General features: G+C 71.1%; 18 protein-coding genes and 1 tRNA gene. 6 read left to right on the forward strand and 13 right to left on the reverse strand.

Features of this window, described 5'->3' with window-relative positions; all coding sequences use genetic code 11:
- Positions 1 to 449: 449 nt before the first annotated feature.
- The 9 genes from ACSRUE_RS41955 to ACSRUE_RS41995 all read right to left on the reverse strand — a co-directional run bounded on the left by ACSRUE_RS41955 (position 450) and on the right by ACSRUE_RS41995 (position 9,788).
- Complete coding sequence (locus tag ACSRUE_RS41955) at positions 450 to 860, reverse strand: hypothetical protein (RefSeq protein ID WP_437769762.1); 411 nt, start codon at positions 858 to 860, stop codon at positions 450 to 452.
- Between the two features lie 49 nt (positions 861 to 909).
- Positions 910 to 1,467 carry an RNA polymerase sigma factor gene (locus tag ACSRUE_RS41960; RefSeq protein WP_441288458.1) on the reverse strand — a complete coding sequence of 186 codons (558 nt, stop codon included), beginning with the start codon at positions 1,465 to 1,467 and terminating at the stop codon, positions 910 to 912.
- 29 nt (positions 1,468 to 1,496) lie between these two features.
- Positions 1,497 to 2,414, reverse strand: a complete 918-nt coding sequence (locus ACSRUE_RS41965) for a helix-turn-helix transcriptional regulator (protein WP_441288459.1) — start codon at positions 2,412 to 2,414, stop codon at positions 1,497 to 1,499.
- A gap of 151 nt (positions 2,415 to 2,565) precedes the next feature.
- Positions 2,566 to 3,363 (reverse strand): integrase, encoded by a 798-nt coding sequence (locus ACSRUE_RS41970; protein WP_441288460.1) that lies wholly within the window; start codon positions 3,361 to 3,363, stop codon positions 2,566 to 2,568.
- Positions 3,364 to 3,593: 230 nt separating this feature from the next.
- Positions 3,594 to 4,406 (reverse strand): integrase, encoded by an 813-nt coding sequence (locus ACSRUE_RS41975; RefSeq protein WP_441288461.1) that lies wholly within the window; start codon positions 4,404 to 4,406, stop codon positions 3,594 to 3,596.
- Between the two features lie 495 nt (positions 4,407 to 4,901).
- Positions 4,902 to 5,708, reverse strand: a complete 807-nt coding sequence (locus ACSRUE_RS41980) for a hypothetical protein (RefSeq protein WP_437769772.1) — start codon at positions 5,706 to 5,708, stop codon at positions 4,902 to 4,904.
- Between the two features lie 74 nt (positions 5,709 to 5,782).
- Positions 5,783 to 7,087: a glycoside hydrolase family 113 gene (locus tag ACSRUE_RS41985; RefSeq protein ID WP_441288462.1), complete on the reverse strand. Its 1,305-nt coding sequence runs from the start codon at positions 7,085 to 7,087 to the stop codon at positions 5,783 to 5,785.
- Positions 7,088 to 7,130: 43 nt separating this feature from the next.
- Complete coding sequence (locus ACSRUE_RS41990; RefSeq protein ID WP_441288463.1) at positions 7,131 to 9,158, reverse strand: protein kinase domain-containing protein; 2,028 nt, start codon at positions 9,156 to 9,158, stop codon at positions 7,131 to 7,133.
- 282 nt (positions 9,159 to 9,440) lie between these two features.
- Positions 9,441 to 9,788, reverse strand: a complete 348-nt coding sequence (locus tag ACSRUE_RS41995; protein WP_437769777.1) for a transcriptional regulator — start codon at positions 9,786 to 9,788, stop codon at positions 9,441 to 9,443.
- Positions 9,789 to 9,992: 204 nt separating this feature from the next.
- Here ACSRUE_RS41995 and fusA point away from each other — a divergent pair, with 204 nt between their 5' ends.
- Positions 9,993 to 12,104 (forward strand): elongation factor G, encoded by a 2,112-nt coding sequence (gene fusA, locus ACSRUE_RS42000; RefSeq protein ID WP_441288464.1) that lies wholly within the window; start codon positions 9,993 to 9,995, stop codon positions 12,102 to 12,104.
- Positions 12,105 to 12,120: 16 nt separating this feature from the next.
- Here fusA and ACSRUE_RS42005 read toward each other — a convergent pair whose 3' ends face one another.
- Positions 12,121 to 13,743, reverse strand: a complete 1,623-nt coding sequence (locus ACSRUE_RS42005) for a L,D-transpeptidase (protein ID WP_441288465.1) — start codon at positions 13,741 to 13,743, stop codon at positions 12,121 to 12,123.
- A gap of 234 nt (positions 13,744 to 13,977) precedes the next feature.
- Here ACSRUE_RS42005 and ACSRUE_RS42010 point away from each other — a divergent pair.
- From ACSRUE_RS42010 to ACSRUE_RS42025, 4 genes are all read left to right on the forward strand, one after another.
- Positions 13,978 to 14,051, forward strand: a tRNA-Arg gene (locus tag ACSRUE_RS42010).
- Between the two features lie 299 nt (positions 14,052 to 14,350).
- Entirely contained in the window at positions 14,351 to 14,545 is a 195-nt protein-coding gene (locus tag ACSRUE_RS42015; RefSeq protein ID WP_441288466.1) for a hypothetical protein, read from the forward strand.
- Positions 14,542 to 14,784, forward strand: a complete 243-nt coding sequence (locus ACSRUE_RS42020; RefSeq protein ID WP_441288467.1) for a type II toxin-antitoxin system RelE family toxin — start codon at positions 14,542 to 14,544, stop codon at positions 14,782 to 14,784. Before ACSRUE_RS42015 ends, ACSRUE_RS42020 begins: the two co-directional genes overlap by 4 nt.
- 79 nt (positions 14,785 to 14,863) lie before the next feature.
- Entirely contained in the window at positions 14,864 to 15,475 is a 612-nt protein-coding gene (locus ACSRUE_RS42025) for a hypothetical protein (RefSeq protein ID WP_441288468.1), read from the forward strand.
- Positions 15,476 to 15,546: 71 nt separating this feature from the next.
- On the opposite strand, the gene ACSRUE_RS42030 is transcribed toward ACSRUE_RS42025, so the two are convergent.
- Positions 15,547 to 16,149: a hypothetical protein gene (locus tag ACSRUE_RS42030; RefSeq protein WP_441288469.1), complete on the reverse strand. Its 603-nt coding sequence runs from the start codon at positions 16,147 to 16,149 to the stop codon at positions 15,547 to 15,549.
- Positions 16,150 to 16,273: 124 nt separating this feature from the next.
- Here ACSRUE_RS42030 and ACSRUE_RS42035 point away from each other — a divergent pair, with 124 nt between their 5' ends.
- Positions 16,274 to 16,660 (forward strand): hypothetical protein, encoded by a 387-nt coding sequence (locus tag ACSRUE_RS42035; protein ID WP_441288470.1) that lies wholly within the window; start codon positions 16,274 to 16,276, stop codon positions 16,658 to 16,660.
- Here the strand turns inward: ACSRUE_RS42035 and ACSRUE_RS42040 are convergent.
- Positions 16,644 to 17,030 carry a hypothetical protein gene (locus ACSRUE_RS42040; RefSeq protein ID WP_441288471.1) on the reverse strand — a complete coding sequence of 129 codons (387 nt, stop codon included), beginning with the start codon at positions 17,028 to 17,030 and terminating at the stop codon, positions 16,644 to 16,646. The two genes, ACSRUE_RS42035 and ACSRUE_RS42040, sit on opposite strands and share 17 nt — an antisense overlap.
- Before the next feature lie 667 nt (positions 17,031 to 17,697).
- Positions 17,698 to 18,315 (reverse strand): hypothetical protein, encoded by a 618-nt coding sequence (locus ACSRUE_RS42045; RefSeq protein WP_441288472.1) that lies wholly within the window; start codon positions 18,313 to 18,315, stop codon positions 17,698 to 17,700.
- Between the last annotated feature and the right edge of the window lie 26 nt (positions 18,316 to 18,341).

Raw genomic sequence — 18,341 nt, forward strand, 5'->3', positions numbered from 1 at the left:
TCGACACACGGGAGCGCTCCATCCTTGCTCAACCGGTTTGGCCCGCGGCTCGGACGGAAAGCACAACGAGCGAGCCACGTGCTGCAGAGATGGTGTTGTCGGAACTGGAAGGCGCTGCGAGGGATCCAGAAGCTGCCGAGATGATGGATGGCGGAGCTGTGGACGACGCCATGGAGGAATCGCCGGACGCGATCGGGGGCATCAAAATCATTCGCTGCAAGAAAGCTGATCGTGGCATTCGATGCATGATGAAGTGCGCAGACGAGGGGATATCGTGTGCAGCGAAGCGACCTCATCCAACAGATCGCAACGTCGGAGACGGCGAGCTTGGGCAGTGCAGGCGAAGAAGCGTCGTCAACAGTTGTTGGTATCACTACCCGAATGGCCAGCTTTGTGTCTTTGTCCTGTGGAGGTCGTTCTGTCGCATTGATAACGAATGATGGGGAAGTTTATTGATCGGGATCGCGCAAGCTGCGGGCAGCTTCTTGCGCGGCTCGCTCCCAATCCGAACCGAACAGACCCTCCATGCACTGGAGCGAGAGCTGGTACAGCTCGGCCGGCCGCTCCCCTCCGGCCAGCGCTGCGGAGCCCATCGTATGAAGCCGGCGCATCCGCTCGACGTCCTCCAGGGTGATGGTCGTGGGGCCCTGAATGCGCCCGTCCACATGCTCCATCATCGCCCACTCGACGGCGCCCATGGTGTTCTCCCACGCGGATGGATCAACCCCCAGATCGGCGTCACCGCGCTTCAGCGCGCAAGCCAGAAGGTAGATATAGCCCATGGCGACGACCTGGGCATCGACCGCCCATGCGAGCTCTTCTTCCAGGTCTTCCGCGTCGGTCCGCTCATCGCTGGTCATGGCGTGGACTGTACTCCGGTTCTTAGGGGCTGCCAGCGGACAGGACCCATCATGGCTTCCCCTTCCGTTCCAGGTCGCCTTCGCGCTCCAGCACGGCGCGCAGCGCGGCGAGGGCCCTCGCGCGGTGCTTGTACAGCGTCGACAGGGACATCCTGGCCGCCTCCGCCATGCGCGCCATGGGGATCCCCTCGAGATCGTGGGCGACGAGGACCGCGCCGAGCTTCGGGTCGATCTCTCCCAGCGCCTCGACGATACGAACCTCGACGCGTCGGCTCGCCATCGCGTCCGCGGCGTCCGGCGCAGGATCGACGGGGTCCGGCAGCTCCGCCGTCAGCTCCTCCCAGCGGTGCCGCGCGCGCTCGTGGTAGTGCGCCACGACGTGCACCGCGATCCTGTTCAACCAGCGCGCGGCGCTGCCGCGCCTCGGGTCGAACGTGCGCCAGCTCTTCCAGGCCTGCAGCCAGACCTGGCCCGCGACGTCGCCTCGATCTCGCTCCGGGACCCCGAGGCGCGCGAGCCAGCACAGCACGTCGCGGCGAGCCTTCTCACCACCGAACAGGCGCGCTGCCGCCAAGGCCCGCGCCGCTTCGAGCTTCGTCCTCTCCATCGGATCGTCCCCCATGGCGAAACTCCGGCCTACACGCGAGGCTTGCTGCCCGTTCCAGGCAGGGTGGCCTCGAAGATCGAGCGCTCGACCTCGGCCCGTCCGTCGCCGTCGCCAGGGCGAGCGTCTCCACGCAGGACCGGGAAGTCCGTGAGCATGGAGGCTCGCCCGAGCGCCGGCGTCCCGCCCTGCGCCGGCGCGGCGCCCGGATGCTTGCCGCGCGGCTTCGGCGGTGGAGGCAGCCCGCCGAGCTCACGCCGTGCCGTGCTCGCGCCCGCCGGCTCGGAGACGGCGGGGCGCCGGGCCACCGCAGCGGCGCGCTGGGCGGGCGCAGCCGCGGGCGGCTGCGGTGCGACCGGGCGGCTGACCGGTGGAACGCGTGGCGCCGCCGGCTCCGCGACGGCGCGGCCGTCATCGACGAGCTGGAGCACCGGACGCGGCTCGAGCGGCGCCTCCTTGCGCCCGCGCTGCGCGCCGTCGATCAGCATCACGACCGTCTGATCGACCTCCGCGCGGTAGTCGTCGTGCAGCCGCCACAGGTGCTCCCAGAAGCGAGCGGGCGCGCCCGTGAACAGCTCCAGCTTCCGCGCGAGGCCTGGCCTCACCGGCAGGGCGTTCTTCAACAGCCTGTCCACCTCACCCGGCTGGAGACCGGTGGTCCGGGCCAGATCTCGTTTCCAGTCGGCGTGCCAGGAGCACAAGCCCGCCAGGACCGCCCCGGGCGACGGGACGGCCCGCTCTCGAAACTCCGTTGCTTCGGCGACGATCGCGTCGATGTGGCAGTCGAGCAGGCGCCTGAACCGGCCGATCTCCTCGAGCTCCCAGTCCTTGTTCGCGGCCAGCGTCTTGAGGGCCGCGTCGCGCGCCCGTTCCGCGGCCGCGCGGAGCCCGCGCTCCTTCCCCAGCGCCTCGCGCGCGGCAAGGGCCAGGCCGAACGCGAAACACGCCATGATCCCCAGCGCTATCGGCGACAAAGACACCATCGCATCGAGTACCCTGTGCATGCTCTGACCTCCAGAAGGCGCGGCGCAGCCCGAGCCGGCAGCCGCGGCGTAGTGCTCTTCGCTATCAGGTCCGGGTGCGGCACCGACGCCGCGCCCGCTACAGAAGTCGGCGCTCGTCTCGCGAGCCGAGGTGAAGCGAATCCGCGCTGATCCCCTCGATCGACAGGCCCGCCTTGCGAGCCCTGGCCTGCACGATCAGGGTGACCCCGCGCTCGGACAGCCGTCCACCACGCTGCCCCCATCGGTTGATCCCGACGAAGAGCGGCCCGCTGGGCACCAGCGCGGCAGCGTCGATCCACGAGCACACCGCGAGTGGCGTGCACGTGATCGGATCACGCCCCGGCGCGATGAGGATCCGCCGCGCCGGCACCAGGAGCTCGATCCCTTCGCCGCGGCGGACGACGTCGGCGACGTTCAGCTCGACGAGCTCCGCGGGTCGAAGCCTCGCCGCGAAGCCCACGAGCAGGAGCGCGCGGTCGCGAAAGGCGGCCAAGTCATCCCCCATGGCCGCCACGATCCGCCGCAGCTGAGCCGCCGTCAGGCCGGCCGTTCTCTGCGGTTCGTGAGAGCATGTGTCCGTGAGGCGACGCAGCCACGTCATCACGAGCGGGTGGCTCATGGGCGGTACGTGGCCGTGCAGCTCGTGAGCCCTGGCGATCGCGTTGCAAGCGACCTTCAGCGTTGAAGCCGACAGGCGCTCCTCGGCGAGCATGGCGAGATAGAGGATCAGAAGCCGGGGCCGAGCAGGGAGCGCGAGCGAAGGGCGCGCGGCGCACCAGCCGGCGAACTTCCGCCATTGTGCCGCGTAGAGCCGGCGCGTGTTGTCGGACAGCGCGACACCCTCGAACAGGCTTTGGAGCTCCGTGTTTGTCTTCGCGGCCTCGTCGCGATCCATGGTCGCCAGCCCCCCGTGAGCTGAAGACGCCCCTTGACACACTGAGGCACTGACGCGCCGACCCATCGCTGCGCTCAGGCATCGCGGGTGGTCGGCAATGCGCCCGTCGCCTTGCCAGACTGTGCTTCAACATCGGAACCAACGCAAGCAATAACGGAAGTGACTGCGCGAGGGGCTGACCTGGAGACGCATCCGGCGCGAGCACCGGACGCGTCGCCAACGCCGAGACCTCACAGGAGCCGGCGCTCGTCCCGGGAGCCCGCGCGGAGCGAGTCGGCGCTGATGCCCTCGATCGACAGGCCGGCTTTGCTGGCCCTGGTCTGGACGATCAAGCCGACGGCGCGATCGGACAGCCGGCCGCCCAGCTGCCCCCATCGATTGATCCCGACGAACAGCGGTCCGCTCGGCGCGAGCGCGGCAGCGTCGATCCACGACCGCACCGCCCCCGGGGTACACGTGTGCTGGTGACGCCCTGGAGGGATGACGATCCTCCGCGCCGGCACCAGGAGCTCGATCCCTTCATCGCAGAAGACGACGTCGGTGACATCCAGCCCGACGAGTTCCGAGCGCCGGAGCCTCGCCGCATAGCCGACGAGCACCAGGGCGCGATCGCGCAGGTCGACCAGGTCAGCGCCCATGGCCGCTGTCATCTGCGCGACCTGGGCCGCTGTCAGCTCGGCCGCCTTCTGGGGCTCTTGATCGCCTGCTTCGATGAGCCGGCGCCGCCAAGCCACCACGATCGGATGGCTCGTCGGCGGCGCGAAGCCGCGCAGCTCATGCGCCTTGCCGATGGCGGTGCAGGCGCCTCTCAGCGTTGAAGCCGACCGGCCGCCCTCGGCGAGCGCGGCGAGATAGGCGACCACGAGGCGCGGCCGTGCCGGAAGCGCGCGAGCCGGGCGCGCGAGCCGGGCACGCGTGACGCACCACCCCACGAAGTGTTGCCATTGCGCGCTGTAGACCCGACGCGTGTTGTCAGGGAGATCGACTCCGTCGAACACGCTCTGAAGCTCGGTGCCGTTCGTCGCGGCTTCGTCGCAGCCCATGATCACCACCCCGGTGAGACAGACACGGTCCTCGGCGCACGCTCCTGACCCCCGAGGTGGTTTGGAGATGCCTGCGCCTGTGCCCGGACGATGCATCAACATCGGAAGTAATGCAATCAATAACGGAAGCTATAGCCAGGCCCCGTGGATCTCCTGCCGCCGGTCCCGGGCCGAGCCTTGTCGTGCTCGGCGCCCGCCCTTTGCACTTGACAAGCTTACGGGATCATCGGGTACCACGAGCTGCACCAGGTGCCGCAAGCGCCCTCGCGACCCGCTTTCAGGTGCTGCAAGCCCGGTCGCGACCCGCTCTCAGGTGCTGCAAGCCCGGTCGCGACCCGCTCTCAGGTGCTGCAAGCCCGGTCGCGACCCGCTCTCAGGTGCTGCAAGCCCGGTCGCGACCCGCTCTCAGGTGCTGCAAGCCGGTCGCGACCCGCTCGCAGCACCTGCGAGCCTACCGGCGACCTGCTCTCCGCCGGTGCGAGGAACCGCGGCGCCTCACGCCGGCTTGTCACTCGAGGCCGCGTCGGCCTCGGCTCCCTCCTCTTCCGGTTCCGGCTCGGTCGCCGCGCTGGCCGCCGGCGGGGGATACCGCTTGAGCAGCTCGAGGAACGGCCTGTGCAGCGCTTCGACCTGCTCGCGCTTCTTCCCCGCGGGCAGGTGCTCGAGCAGCCAGACCATCTCGTCGTGGATGGTGTTGAAGGCGTTCACGCAGACCCCCATGGCCTCGCGCAGGCGCGTCGACCGCGCGCCCGGACGGCCCTCCACCGCGCCGCGGCCCATCGCCTTCGCCAGCGCGTCCGTCGCCGCCTCGATCCGCTTGAGGTGGGGCAGCGCGCCGATCTTCTTGAGATCGGCCTCCATGCGCTTGTTCTTGGCCGCTTCCAGCTGCGAGCGCCCGAAATCGACCTCGGCACCATAGGTCAGGGTGGTCTGCCCGGTGCCGCCCCCCTTCAGCATGGCGCGCCGGACCCGCGTCGCGGCCGTGCGCACGGCCGCGTCCTCGTGCTCCTCGGCCGCGGCCACCGTGTAATCGAACGCCCGCTGCGCCGAATCCCACGCCGCGTCGAGCGAGCGGAGCACGTCGTCCGACGCGACCGCCAGCACCTCGTCGAGCCGCGCGATGCTCCACCGCGCGCGCAGCTTCCACGCCACCGGCCGCGGCGCCTCCAGGAGCAGCGGCGCCACCTGATCCGGCGCGTCATACTTGTCGATCGAGATCTCCTTCCACGCCCCTTCCTCGAGATCACCGATGAACGCGTGGAACCCCCGGTCGGGGACGTGACTGTACCCATAAGCTGCCATGTCTCTGCGCTCTCCTTTCGCCCTCCCCCGCGAGCGCGATTCTACGCTGAGCTCGGCCGGCGAGCGCAACCGGATCACTCGTCGGGATCGAGCTCCCAGCCGAAGAGCCCCGGGGTGCGGGCGCGGTGCCTGCCGAGCGCCTCGCCGAGGAGCGAGGGGCCGTCGGCGGCCCAGCGGGCGGTGAACGCGTCGCGCAGCACGAGCTCCGCGAGCTTGCCCCTCGGCGAGAAGCCCCACTCGGCCTCCTGCGAGACGTCGTCCGGATCGGCGTAGAGCCGCCAGACGAAGAAGCCGGCGCACGTGCGCGCGTCGAGGAACGGCGCGATCACCGCGGCGTAGGCCTCGGCCTGCGAGCGCTGGTCGACCACCACGCCCTTCATGCGGTCGGGCCACTCCCACGGACGCACGGCGGGATCGCGCCGCGTGGTGTAGCCGATCTCCGTCAGCAGGACCGGCTTGCCCCACGCGCGCGCCACGTCGTCCACCCCGGCCGCCACCTTGCGCCCCCCGCGCAGGAGCTCCTCGAACGACGCGCCCTCGCGCTCCGCCAGCGGATAGAACGCGTTGATGCCGATGAGGTCGAGCGCGTCGAAGATCAGCGTGTGCTCGACGTCGTCCCAGTTCGCCGAGTAGGTGAGCAGCCCCGGGTACACGCGGCGCACCGCCTCGATGATCGGGAGGAAGCTCGCCGCCCGCGGCGTCGTCACCCAGCTCCGCAGCTCGACGCCCACGCTGAGCATCTCCGCGCCGCCCTCGCGCGCGACCGCGGCCCACGTGAGCAGGAACCGGCGGTACGACTCGGCCCAGCGCGCCCAGCCGGCGTCGTCCCCGGGGTCGATCAGGGCGCGCCACTCGCCGCTCTCGACCCAGAGGTGCGGGACGAGCAGCACCTTGAGCCCGCGCGCGTGCGCCTGCGCGATCGCCGCGAGCACGTTGCGCCGGTTCTCCTCGAACGGCGCCTCGAAGGCGAGATCGACGCCCGTGCCCTTGCCGTCCCACACGCGGCCGAACGGCGTCAGGCTGACCCACGTCGCGCCCATGGCGACCGCCTCATCCATCGCCCGCCCGCTCGCCGCGGTGCCGTAGCCGCGGCCCGGGTGCCGCAGGTTCTCGATCGGCCCGATCGTCACGCCGCGCACGCCGCCCCAGCCCGACACGGCCCACCCCGCCGCGCCGTACGGCAGGTGCTCCGGCGCGACCCGCGGCGCCTGCTGCGCGGCCTGCGGCGCCTGCTGCTGCGCGACCCGCGGCGCCTGTTGCACGGCCTGCGGCGCGGCGATCGCAGGGCGCACAGGCGCGCCGACCGCCGCCGCCGACACGGCGACCGCGGCGCCCACCGCGCGGGCGAGCGCGTAACCTCCTCGACTCCTCCCTGGCACGGGCCGCCTTATATCAGGCAGGCGGACCGCCGGGCCGCGGACGTCACCCGCCGTCGCTCGCCTGAGGTCGCTGCGCGCCGTCGCCCTCCGCGGCTTGCTGCGGCGCGCGCGCGCCTTCGGCGGGCTGCGCCGGCCCAACCGCGCCCTCCTCGGGCCGCGGCGGCTCGCGCCGGGACGCGTCGCGCTCTTGCCGCGCGCGGGTGGTCGCCTCACGCCACGCCCGCTCGCGCTCGAGCTTCTCGCGCCGCCGCCGCCGCTCGCGCTCGACCTCGTCGTAGATGACCTCGGGGCGCCGCGCGTCGAGGCGGGCCCCTCGCGCTTGCGCCACCCGCGGCGCCTCGCTGTCAGGGCCCGCGAGGCTCGCGGGAACCAGCTCGGCCGCCTGGAGCTCGGCCGCCGAGGGCTCGGCCGCCAGGGGCTCGGGCGAAGGCTCCGGCGCGGCAGGAGCGGCCGCGCTCGATCGCCTCGCCACCACCGACGAGCGCGACTCCTGGACCGCGCGCTTCGCCAGCCCCTTCGCCGCAGGCAGCGCGCTCCCGCCTCCGTCGAGCGTGCGCATCTGCACGAGCCACACGCCGCCGATCCCCGCGAGCATCCCGAACAGCGCGAACGCGATCGCGACCCGCCGGGGCCACGGCGACGGACCCCGGCGCACCACCGTGAGCCGCTCCGCATCGGCCTCGGCCAGGGTGCGCGCCGCGAGCGCCGGCGTGACGCGAGGCGCCGCGCCGTCGCTGACGCGGTGCACGACCTTGCGGCCGAGCGGAACGGGCGTGTCCTCGGCGGTCGGCGGCTTCCCTGGCCCGCCCGCCTGGGGATCGGAGCGGCGCTCCGGCGGGCTCACCGTCAGGACCGGCGGGGGCGGAGTCCGGCTCGCCCGGAGCTGATCGCCGCCGTCCCACCCCGCCCCCGCGTGCGACACCAGCGTGACGTCGGACAGACGGCCTGCGGGAGATTCCCACTTGGCCGTCGTCTCGAGGTCGCTCATGAGATCGTCGGGCGACATCCTCGGCAGGTCCGCCAGCGTGTCGGCCTCCCACTCGTCCGCGGCGACCGGAGCAGGCGTCGCCATGCGGACGGTCTCGTCCGCCCGGAGCGCCTCCCACACGCGCTCGGCCGCGTCCTCCGCGCCCTCGCCCCCGAAGCGCGCGAGCGCGAACGCGAGCTTCGCGACGTCCGGGGGACGCGCCCCCGGGTCCTTGGCGAGGCAGCGCAGCAGGAGGGCCCGCAGCTCCGGGGGCTCGACGCCCGCCGGAAAGGGCGCGGGCGGCTCGGTCAGGACCTTGGTGCAGATCTCGAGCTCGGTCGGCGCATCGAACGGGCTCGCCCCGCAGAGCAGGGCGTAGGCGACCGCGCCGATCGACCAGATGTCGGCGCGCTCGTCGATGCCGCCCGCCGACCGCATCTGCTCCGGCGCCATGAAGAGCAGCGACGTCCGCATGGCGCCCGAGGCGGCGTTCGGCCCCTCGCTCTCGACGCCGCAGGCGACGGCCGACACCCCGAAGTCGAGGACCTTCACGCTCGGGGCGCCGTCGCCGAAGCTGAGAAAGAGGTTCTCGGGCTTGATATCCCGGTGGAGGATCCCGATGCCGTGCGCCTCGGCGACCGCCTCGCAGATCTGCAGGAGGTACTTCACCGCCTCCCTGACCCGGATCGGCCCGCGGCGCCGCAGGTAGCTCGTGACGTCGGAGCCCTCCAGGTACTCGCTGACCACGAACGGCGCGCCACCTTCGACCCCGACGTCGAGGATCCGCGCGACGTACCTGCCCTTGAGCGCGCGCGCGGCGCGGGCGCCCCGGAGCAGCCGATCGACGGCGTGCCTGTTCTCGACGAGCCTCGGATCGACGCGCTTGAGCGCGACGCGCTGGCCCGACAGGCGATCGGTGGCGAGCTGGACGACGCCCACGCCGCCGGCGCCGATCCGGGTCTCCACCGCGTACCTGCCGGCGACGATCTCTTGCCACCTCGGGCCGCCCTCGGCCGCCCGCGGCGCACGTTCAGCGTCGGTCCACGCGTCGGTCCGCTCCCGTGCGGCCGCGCGATCCTCTCCTCTGGGCTTCAGCGACGTCAACGCACTGCCTCGGTGTGAGTCCGCGAGCTCCGCGGACAGAGTCAAAGCCTGTCCCCTGAATAACAGATTCAGAGTGCTGCTATCGCGTCCATGACGTGTCGTCCAGGGACACTCGGGCACGAAAATGTCCGTTCTTCACGCATTTTGGCGCAGCTGGCTGGCCGGCCAGCTGGCCGGCCGGCCGGCCTGCAGCCATCTCCATCAGCGGCATCCGCGGCTACTTTCATGCGCCATCGAGCCATCGACACCGCTTCCATGCGTTCCGCGTGCCACCCGCGCGACTCACGGCGGGAGCCCCAATGCGAGCGCGACCAGAGAATCGACGCCGCTCAGGATCAGGACGAGCGCTGCGGCGGACGCCGCGCCGAGCCCGAGCGCCTTCACCGCGCGGAAGGGCGCTGTTCCGCGTGTTCCACGCGCCCCCGGCCGCCCGTGCTGGACGCCGCGCGTGACCCAGCACCACCCGAGCATGGACAGCGGGCCGAACGCATAGAGGGCCGCGCCCCAGGTGGCTCCGTTCCAGCAAGCGGCGCGCTGCTCGGGCGTGAGCCGCCGTCGGTCCCAGCGCTGCAGCGCGAACGGTAGCGCGAACCCGAGGACCATCTGGAGCGCGAGGCGGAGCGTGCTCATTTCGTGCGCCGAGCTCCCGGGCGAGCGCTCCACTCAGGCAGCGCCGGACAAGCGCAAATCGCCAGAGCACGCCGCAGCGCGTCGCGGCAGAGCTCGGGTGAGCGACTCGCTGCCCGGCTTCGCCGACCTCCTGCCGCGAGGAAAGCGCCGCAAAAATCGCGTGCCGGCCTTCTCGATCTCGACGGGGATTGGTACGAACGAGGGATGACAACGACTGAGGCAGGGGACATCAGGAACGTTGCAATCATCGGACACAAGGGGGCTGGGAAGACATCGCTTGCCGAGGGCATGCTGTACGTCGCCAAGGCGACGGCCAAGCTCGGCAAGGTGGACGACAAGTCGAGTGTCCTCGACGAGACCGCCGAGGAAAAAGAGCACGTTTGCTCGTTCGAGGCGAGCGTCGCGCACCTCTCCTGGGCGGGGAAGAAGGTCAACCTCGTCGACACGCCGGGCGAGGGCAGCTTCCTCGCCGAGACGCGGCTCGCCCTCGCGGCGGTCGACGCGGCCATCCTCGTCGTGAGCGGCAAGGACGGCGTGCAGCCGATCACCGAGCGCGTCTTCGGCTGGGTGAGGGACGCAAAGCTACCGTGCATGATCGTCGTCACGAAGGTCGACGCCGAGAACGCCCGACCCGACGAGGTGCTCGCCGAGGTCCGCGCGCGCCTCAAGGCGCCGCTCGCGGTGATGGAGGAGCGCGTCGGCGAGGGGCTCCAGCACCGGGGGGTCGTCGCCATCCGGACGAAGAAGGCCTGGCTCGACAAGCCCGAGGCGCCCGCCACGGCCGCGGGCTCTCCCGCGCCGGCCGACGCCGCAGGCGCCGTCGAGAAGGCCCGGGGGAAGCTCGTCGACGACGTCGCCGGCAGCGACGACGAGCTCACCGAGCGGTACCTGACCGAGGGCGATCTCACGCAGGAGGAGCTCGATCAGGGGCTCCGCGCCGCGGTCCGCCGGGGGGCGCTGATCCCGGTCTACTTCGCCTCCGGGGTCCGCCCGAGCGGCGTCGCCGCGCTGCTCGACGGCATCGTCGAGCTCGTGCCGCCGCCGACCGAGCACCCGGACTGGAGCGGCGTCGTCCCGAGCGGCAAGCCCGGCGCCGCGCCGCAAGCCGCGGAGCGGCCGTCGGCGGCGGAGGCCCCGGCCGCGGCGTTCGTCTTCAAGACCTCGATCGATCCGCACGCCGGCCGTACCTCGTTCGTGCGCGTGCTCTCCGGCGTGCTCCGGCCCGACGCCACGATGCTCAACGCGAGCACGGGCGGCTCGGAGCGGCTCGGCAAGATCCACGGCGTGGTCGGCAAGGACCACAAGCAGATGGACGAGGCGCGCGCCGGGGACATCGTGGCGCTGCACAAGCTGAAGGCCACGCTGAGCGGGCACACCCTCTCCGACGAGAAGCACGCGTTCCTGCTCTCCGCGCCGGAGCTGCCGCCGGCCCTCTTCTCGCGCGGCGTGCGGTTCGACGCGAAGGGCGGCGAGGACAAGGTCGGCAACGCGCTCTACCGGCTGACCGAGGAGGACCCGGGGCTCAGCGTGCACCAGGACGCGTCGACCCGCGAGCTCGTCGTCTCGGGCCTCGGCGCCCTGCACCTGGAGATCACGGTGGAGCGCATCCGCCGGCGCGTCGGGGTCGACTGTCGGCTCGGCCCGCCGCACATCGCCTATAAGGAGACGATCTCGAAGAAGGCCACGAACATCGAGGGCAAGCACAAGAAGCAGACGGGCGGACATGGCCAGTTCGGCGTCTGCTACATCGACATGGAGCCTTTGCCGCGCGGCGGCGGCTTCGTCTTCGAGGACGCGGTCGTGGGCGGCGCCGTGCCGCGGCAGTTCATCCCCTCGGTCGAGAAGGGCATCGTCAAGTCGATGTCGAAGGGCGTCCTGGCGGGCTACCCGATGATCGACGTCAAGGTCCGGCTCTTCGACGGCAAGTACCACGACGTCGACTCCTCGGACGCGGCGTTCCAGATGGCGGGCAGCAAGGCCTTCAAGGCCGCCGCCGCGCAGTGCGCGCCGGTGCTGCTCGAGCCCATCGTGCGGCTCTCGGTGACGGCGCCGAGCGTCGCGATGGGCGACATCATCGGCGACATCAACAGCCGCCGCGGGAGGATCATCGGCACGGACTCGGTCGAGAGCCAGACGATCGTGAACGCGTTCGTCCCGCTCGCCGAGGTGCTCGAGTACGAGTCGAAGCTGAAGAGCATGACCCAGGGCAAAGGCACGTTCACGATGAACGTCGAGCACCTGGAGGTCTGCCCGCCGATGGTGCAGGACAAGGTGATCAAGGAGAGCGGCTTCAAGGCCGAGGCCGACGAGGACTGACCCCCGCCGCTCCGCTCTAGGGATGGATGTGGACGATGGTCCCTTCGCCCGTGATCTTCCCCGCGCTGACCCCGTGCCACCCGTCGGGCACGGGGGGATCGGTCCAGAGGAAGACCCGCCGCGCGTCGATCGGCGACAGGTTGATGCACCCGTGGCTGCGCGGCTTGCCGTAGTCGTCGTGCCACGGCGCCGCGTGGATCGCGTAGCCGGCCTCGAAGTACTGCACCCACGGCACGTCGCGGAGCTCGAACTTGTTGTCGACCTCGTGCGCGTCCATGGTCGTCGTGACGTGTTTGTCGCGGATCCGGAACGTCCCGCGCACGGTCGAGAAGGTCTTCTTGGGGTCGCCGAGCCCGTCGCGGCCCGTGGCCGCCGCGGTGGCGTAGACGGGCTTTTTGCCCTCGTAGAGGATGAGCGTCTGGCTCAGGATCGAGATGTCGATCCACTTCACGGTCCCCTGCGCGTGCGACGGCAGCTCCGAGGGCTTCACCGCGATGGCGACGTCGGAGTCGCGCACCCACGTCCCGTCCTTCGCCTCGACGAGGCGGGCGCCGCCGACCTTCTTCGAGCGCCCCGTGAGCTGCACGGCGGTGTGCCAGGGCAGCTCGCCCGCCTTCTCCATCTCGCCGCCGGAGATGTCGTAGCGCTTCGCGTCCTGCCGGTGCACGAACGCGAGCGGCAGCTCCCACCCCTTGGTCATGTCGACGCCGTGGAACGTGGAGCCGCGGGCGGGCTTGAGCTTCGAGGTGGGCACGAGCCGCGCGTCGGTGGTCAGGGCGAAGCGCCGCCCGCCGTCGCCCATGAAGGTGTCGATGAGGGCGAGCCCTGCCTTGCGCGCGATCCGGTTGGTGATGATCGCGTAGCCCGGGACCTTGAACGACGAGATGTTCGGGAGCTGCCGGCCGCCCTTGAAGAACCAGGGGATCTCGTCGCTGCCGTTGCCGCCGAAGAGCTCGCTGTCGCCGATCTCGGGCGGCGCCGCGGGCGGGTCGGCGACGGCGTTGCCCGCCGCGTCGAGCGGCACGTCGTTGGCGCCGACCTTGATCTCGTCCCACTTCTTCTTGAGCTTCTTGTAGCTGCGGAGGTGCCGCTCCAGGCTCATCTCGTACTTGAGCTGCTCCTTCGTGGACGGCATCCGGTAGTAGTTCGGCGCGATGGCCCGGACGAAGGCGTACGGGTACGGCATCGGCTTGGACAGGTCGGGCCGCCGCGTGAGCGCCCGGACGATCGGGTGCTGCGTGTCGATCGTGGCGTCGCCGTCCGCGCACATGTACCCGGCGGGCAGCACGCGGTAGTAGCCGCCCTGGCAGTCGTCGAACGCGGCGGGCTTCTCCCCGCGGGGCGCCGTCCCGCCCGCGCGGAGGTAGCCGAGCTTGGCCGAGCGCCGGTCCGCCTTCTCGTAGATGGGCGCGACCATCTGCACGGCGCCGATGCGGGGCCCGTCCGGGCGCGGGAGGGTGGCGGGGTCGTTCTCGGCGGCCTGCTGGGCCGCGCCCGCGGAGAGGCTGATGATGCCCTCGGGCGTGGCGTTCTCCCCGCCGGTGCAGGCCGGCAGGGCGAGGGCGGCGACGGCCAGGGCGAGCGGGAGGGGTCCGCGCGCGGGGGCCGGGAGCGCGGAGCTTCGCTGTCGGGCATCCATGCCCCGGGAATGCCGGACAGACGGGCCGGTGGCCAAATTTTGGCCGTCGCCACGCCGCCCTCGCGGGCGGGCGGGCGGGCGGCGGCGCCACGGCCGGCGCGGGCCCTCGGCGAGCGACGGGCGACGCGGCGTGGGCGGGGCGGGATGGCGGCAGCGCGCAAAGGTGCAGGAATGGGGTTGCGCGAGAGCCAGGTCTTGGGTAGGTTCGGGGCCCCTCGCGAAACCCGCGAGAGTGCGCCACTAGCTCAGCTGGATAGAGCGTCGGCCTCCGGAGCCGAAGGCCAGTGGTTCGAATCCACTGTGGCGCGCTGAATCGACCTCGAGGCGGTGGCTGCGAGCTGCTCCGCGCCGGCCTAGACCTCGACGACACGGCGGACGCGGAGTTCTTCGTCATGGGCGTCCGCGCTGCCGACGCATCCATTGCCGAGCAAGAGCGCTGAGAGCGGGATCGGCTCCGCTGACGCCGCGCATTGCGGTCAACGGTCTATATTTTCCACATCCTGCGCCATCGATCGGACGAGAGGCCCGTAGTAGCCTCTCGGGCATGAGTCCCCGACGAGACAGCGCCGCGCCTGCTCGGCAGCGGGCCATCCCCGAGAACGACCCGGTGTGGCAGGCCGTTCTGCGCGCGCCGATCGATGACGAGCCGCTGACGGAGGAGGAGTGCGCGGCGATGGAGGCTGGGGCGGACGGCCAGGGGATCCCGCACGAGGTGGTCACGGCTGAGCTCCGGCGGCGGGCAGAAGCCGAAGGCGCTGAGGCGGAGTTCGACGAACTGATGCGCGCGCGCCTGCGTCGATGAGCTGGGAGGTCGAGTGGATGCCGTCGGGCATCATCTCACTTCAGCGGATCCACTGGCGTGACGGTGAACGCATCGACGCGGCCGTGCAGCGCTTCGCCACGACCGGCGAGGGCGACGTCCGCCGCGTCCCCGCTGACCATGTCGGTGTCATGAGACTGCGCGTCGGGCGGTACCGCGTCCTCACCACGCTCGACCCCTGGGACGGCGTGCTGCGCGTCTGGTGGGTGTACGGGGTGTAGGTCGAGAGCGAGCGCCACCGGGGTGGAGCGAGCGCCAGAACGGCAGTCGGTCACCCCCGGATCCTGGTAGCCTGGTTGCGTGGGGGACGACCGAACGCCCGCCGGCAACCAAGGCTGGGAAGGGCTCACGTTCGTCCAGAAAGCGGGCACCATAGTCCTGCTGTCCTCGATGTTCGCGTTTCTCGTGTCGCGAGGGTTCGATGACCAGCCGTCGCGCAGCAGCCCCCGCCCGAACCCCGACGCCGACATATTCGCCAGGGCGGAGCGCGCGAACCAGGAGCTTCGCGAGCGGCACGAACAAGAGCAGCGGAAGCAGGAGAAGGCGCGCCTCGCGGCCATCGAGGCGGCCAGGCCGCCGGCGGAGCGCGCCGCCCTCGCAACCGAGGTCCTCACGAGCGATGGCGGTGAGGCGAAGCACGCCTACTGCCGTGCCAGAGAGCTCCTCGATCCCATCGAAGCCAAGGACCGACCCGCGCCCGACGTCCGCAAGGCGCTCGCCCTGATGAAGGCGAAGGAGGCGCCTCTCCTCCGCGTTGAGCGGGCCGAGTTCGAGAAGCTGCGGGGCCTCCTGTGTCGGGACGGGACAATGAGCCCCACCTGCAGCTGCCACGGGCCACACCGAGGGTGCTGCTCCCACCACCGCGGCGTCGCTGGCTGTGAGCCGCTGCCGACGGAAGTCTCTTGCCCGTAGCTGGCGTGGAAGACGCCGAGCTTATGAGGCGGCGTGTGACGGGCGCTGGCTAAGCGCGACAGGAGGAACTCCTACCGGCAGGCGCAGACGCCGCCGTGCCGCGAGCAGCAGCCGCGGTGGACGGTCGTGCAGCTCGGAGAGACAGTGCCATCGCAGCAGCAGACACGACCGACCTCGCTCTCGGCTGGCGCTGCTCGCTCGCGGGCGCTGGCGGCCTGACGCTGTCGTTCCCTCGCCGGCTCGGACGCGGTGTACTCCATCGCCATGATCACGTTCCGCAGCGACGCCGCCTCGATCGGGGTGTCCGCTGCCGCGATGATCAGGCGCGTCAGCTGGGGGTTGCACCGTCCGCCCGGGCAGGCGTTTCGCAGCGCCTTCTCACGAGCCGCGGGGCCGATCGCCCGATAGTGCTGCCAGCGCGGGTCGGAGCGCTCTTGCGACCGTTCCTCTGGAGCGGGGCCGATGCCGATCCGACCGTTGCCGGGCTTCGCGCTGATCGTCGCCGTCGCCGTGGCGATGACCTGCGCCGTCTGCGGCTGTACGTCGGGGCGCGGCTTTGGACGAGCGCCGGGGCTCAAGAAGAGCAGCGAAGCGGTGCACGACCCCACGGCGGCCGTCACGAGCGTGGCGATGACCGCGCACCCCTTCCCGACCGCGCGATCCCTGTGCCCCATGCGAGCCAGCGTACGCGGAGCAGTGCGTGCCGTCTGCTGAACGCGCGCCCCCTCGATCGCTGAGCCGTCGCGAGCCTTGCGGCCGATCGGATGCGAGCCGTAGCCTGACCGTGGAGGGTCCCACATGCTCACTCGCACCGCGTCGCTGCTCGTGTTCTGCCTCGCTATCGCCGGCTGCTCCCAAAAACCAGCTGCTGCCGAGGTTTGCTCGAAACTCGAGGCCGCGGGCATCGCCAAGAACTGCCGGGAGGCGAAACCCCTCGCGCTGACCGCGCGCGCCGCGCAGAAGTATGACTTCGACCTCGTCGAGGTCCCTGGTAAGACGGGCCAGGTGCTTACCTTCGCCGCGGACGACGACTACTCGGCTACCGTCGAGGCCTTCAAGGCCATGGCCATGCTCGCTGGTCCGCACCGGTACGGGAACCAGAAGGCCCGGGTCTTCCTCCAGATGAACGACGGAGCCAGCCTCGACACAGGCAAGAAGGCGCAGGGCGTCATCGAGGGCCTGTAAGGTGAGCGCGCGCAGTGGCATCCAGCCGGCGTTGTGCGTAGCCTGAACCCCTCACCTCATGCGCCACTGCGTCGCCGTCGCCGCGAGGCGGCGGATCCACGCCTGCGAGCGTCGCGCGCCAGGTCAGCACGACCTCCTCGATCGGTACATCCAACGCGGCCCAGACGGCGAGCGCGCAGGCGTTCTCGACGGCGCTCGCCGGCGGCGCGAAGCCCTCCCAGGCCCGGCGCCCTAGCGAGCCCCGCTCGGGAGCCGAGGCTGGCAGCACGACGTCCGCCATGCCCAGCAGCGCCTCGAGTTCCTGGAGGTCGCGCTGGCCCTGCTGGCGAAGCTCCTCGCGCGTGCCGCGCCCTGCCTGGAGCTTCCTCACGACGCCAGCGATCGCCAGGGCGAGGTTCGCCGCGCGCTCCCGAGTGACCTCCATGGCGTCGACCCGAGCGGGCCGGCGGCGCCTCCTCGGTTCGGGAGCATCGGCGCACGTACGCGCCACGGTGGCGCGCACGCGGGGCACACCGAGATCGAGCGGCGGAAGCGTGGGCGCGGCGGCCGTTGAGGATGCAGGCCTCACCGTCGACCCTCGCTTACCGGGCTTACCGGGGCGAGTTCGTCGAGTTCGGCCTCGAGCACGTCCCACACCAGCGACGACGCGAGGACCTGCCGTCCTACCTGAGCGAGGCCGCCGCGGCCTCCGGGTCAGCCGACGCCTGGACCAATTCGGGCCAATCGGGGCGAACCCGCCGATTTCCCTGCGGTTCGCGACTCAGGCCAACGGGGCCATGGCTCGCGATTTTCTCGGTCGGATCCGGTCTGGCGGCATCACCAAGTCGGCCTCCGGAGCCGAAGGCCAGTGGTTCGAATCCACTGTGGCGCGCTGGGTCCTCTGCCTCTCCGCAACGTTCGCGGCTGGCTCTGCTGCGCTTCGCCCGGAATCCGCGCGCTGATCGCCGATCGAGGGATCGCCGGCGAGGGCGCGACGGTGGCCGACCGACGCCTCGGCGGTCGCGTCGGTGGCGTGGCCGCGCGCTCCAAGCGAAGTTCTAGCGGCCATCCATCGCTTTTGCGCCAATCAGGACACGCCACTCGTCAGCGTAGCTCGGATCGTCGCCCGGGTGGCAGGCGTCACCGTCGCTCATGTGGTTGTCCACGCTCGTGCCCACGATCGCGCGGTATGCCCCGCTCGCGTCGATATCACCTTCGTGCCCGTCGAGAATCGAGGCGCCGGGCACATGGTCGACCCAGAACTGGATCCGGGATCTGCGGCTGCTCAGGCATTCACGTCGGATTTCTACGGGACATCCTTCTCCGGTGGCCGGCACCATCGAGATCGGCGCGAAGTAGGCTTCAGGGGTCCAGCTCGAAGCGCGAGCGCCTCCCGCGAGCAGCGCGCCCGTGACATCGGAGCCGGCGCGCACCTCGAACCACTGATAGACCTCGCCGAACTCGTCATATCGCGCCGCCCGAAGGAACACGGGACCGCTCGCCGGAATGGCACCGACGATGTGCAGATTGGAAATGGTGAGCGTCAGGCCGTGCACCGTGCCGTCTGCATACGTACACGCGAGGTCGCGCGATGCTGCGCTGGCTGCCTCCACCTGGCAGGGCGCGGCGAGATTGTAAGAATACTCATCGGACGGATCATCCGGCCAATCCTCCACAATGAGCTCGAAATCAGCCGAAATCC

The sequence above is a fragment of the Sorangium sp. KYC3313 genome, assembly GCF_052075895.1.
Classification (GTDB): Bacteria; Myxococcota_A; Polyangia; order Polyangiales; family Polyangiaceae; genus Sorangium; species Sorangium cellulosum_B.

What these genes read in the sequence shown, in the direction of transcription:
- ACSRUE_RS42030 (WP_441288469.1), bottom strand. Translation starts at nt 16,149, where the DNA reads ATGGGGCACAGGGATCGCGCGGTCGGGAAGGGGTGCGCGGTCATCGCC.
- ACSRUE_RS41965 (WP_441288459.1), bottom strand. Translation starts at nt 2,414, where the DNA reads ATGGCGTGTTTCGCGTTCGGCCTGGCCCTTGCCGCGCGCGAGGCGCTG.
- ACSRUE_RS41995 (WP_437769777.1), bottom strand. Translation starts at nt 9,788, where the DNA reads ATGAGCACGCTCCGCCTCGCGCTCCAGATGGTCCTCGGGTTCGCGCTA.
- ACSRUE_RS41975 (WP_441288461.1), bottom strand. Translation starts at nt 4,406, where the DNA reads ATGGGCTGCGACGAAGCCGCGACGAACGGCACCGAGCTTCAGAGCGTG.
- ACSRUE_RS42005 (WP_441288465.1), bottom strand. Translation starts at nt 13,743, where the DNA reads ATGGATGCCCGACAGCGAAGCTCCGCGCTCCCGGCCCCCGCGCGCGGA.
- ACSRUE_RS41970 (WP_441288460.1), bottom strand. Translation starts at nt 3,363, where the DNA reads ATGGATCGCGACGAGGCCGCGAAGACAAACACGGAGCTCCAAAGCCTG.
- ACSRUE_RS42035 (WP_441288470.1), top strand. Translation starts at nt 16,274, where the DNA reads ATGCTCACTCGCACCGCGTCGCTGCTCGTGTTCTGCCTCGCTATCGCC.
- fusA (WP_441288464.1), top strand. Translation starts at nt 9,993, where the DNA reads ATGACAACGACTGAGGCAGGGGACATCAGGAACGTTGCAATCATCGGA.
- ACSRUE_RS41960 (WP_441288458.1), bottom strand. Translation starts at nt 1,467, where the DNA reads ATGGAGAGGACGAAGCTCGAAGCGGCGCGGGCCTTGGCGGCAGCGCGC.
- ACSRUE_RS41955 (WP_437769762.1), bottom strand. Translation starts at nt 860, where the DNA reads ATGACCAGCGATGAGCGGACCGACGCGGAAGACCTGGAAGAAGAGCTC.
- ACSRUE_RS42020 (WP_441288467.1), top strand. Translation starts at nt 14,542, where the DNA reads ATGAGCTGGGAGGTCGAGTGGATGCCGTCGGGCATCATCTCACTTCAG.
- ACSRUE_RS41980 (WP_437769772.1), bottom strand. Translation starts at nt 5,708, where the DNA reads ATGGCAGCTTATGGGTACAGTCACGTCCCCGACCGGGGGTTCCACGCG.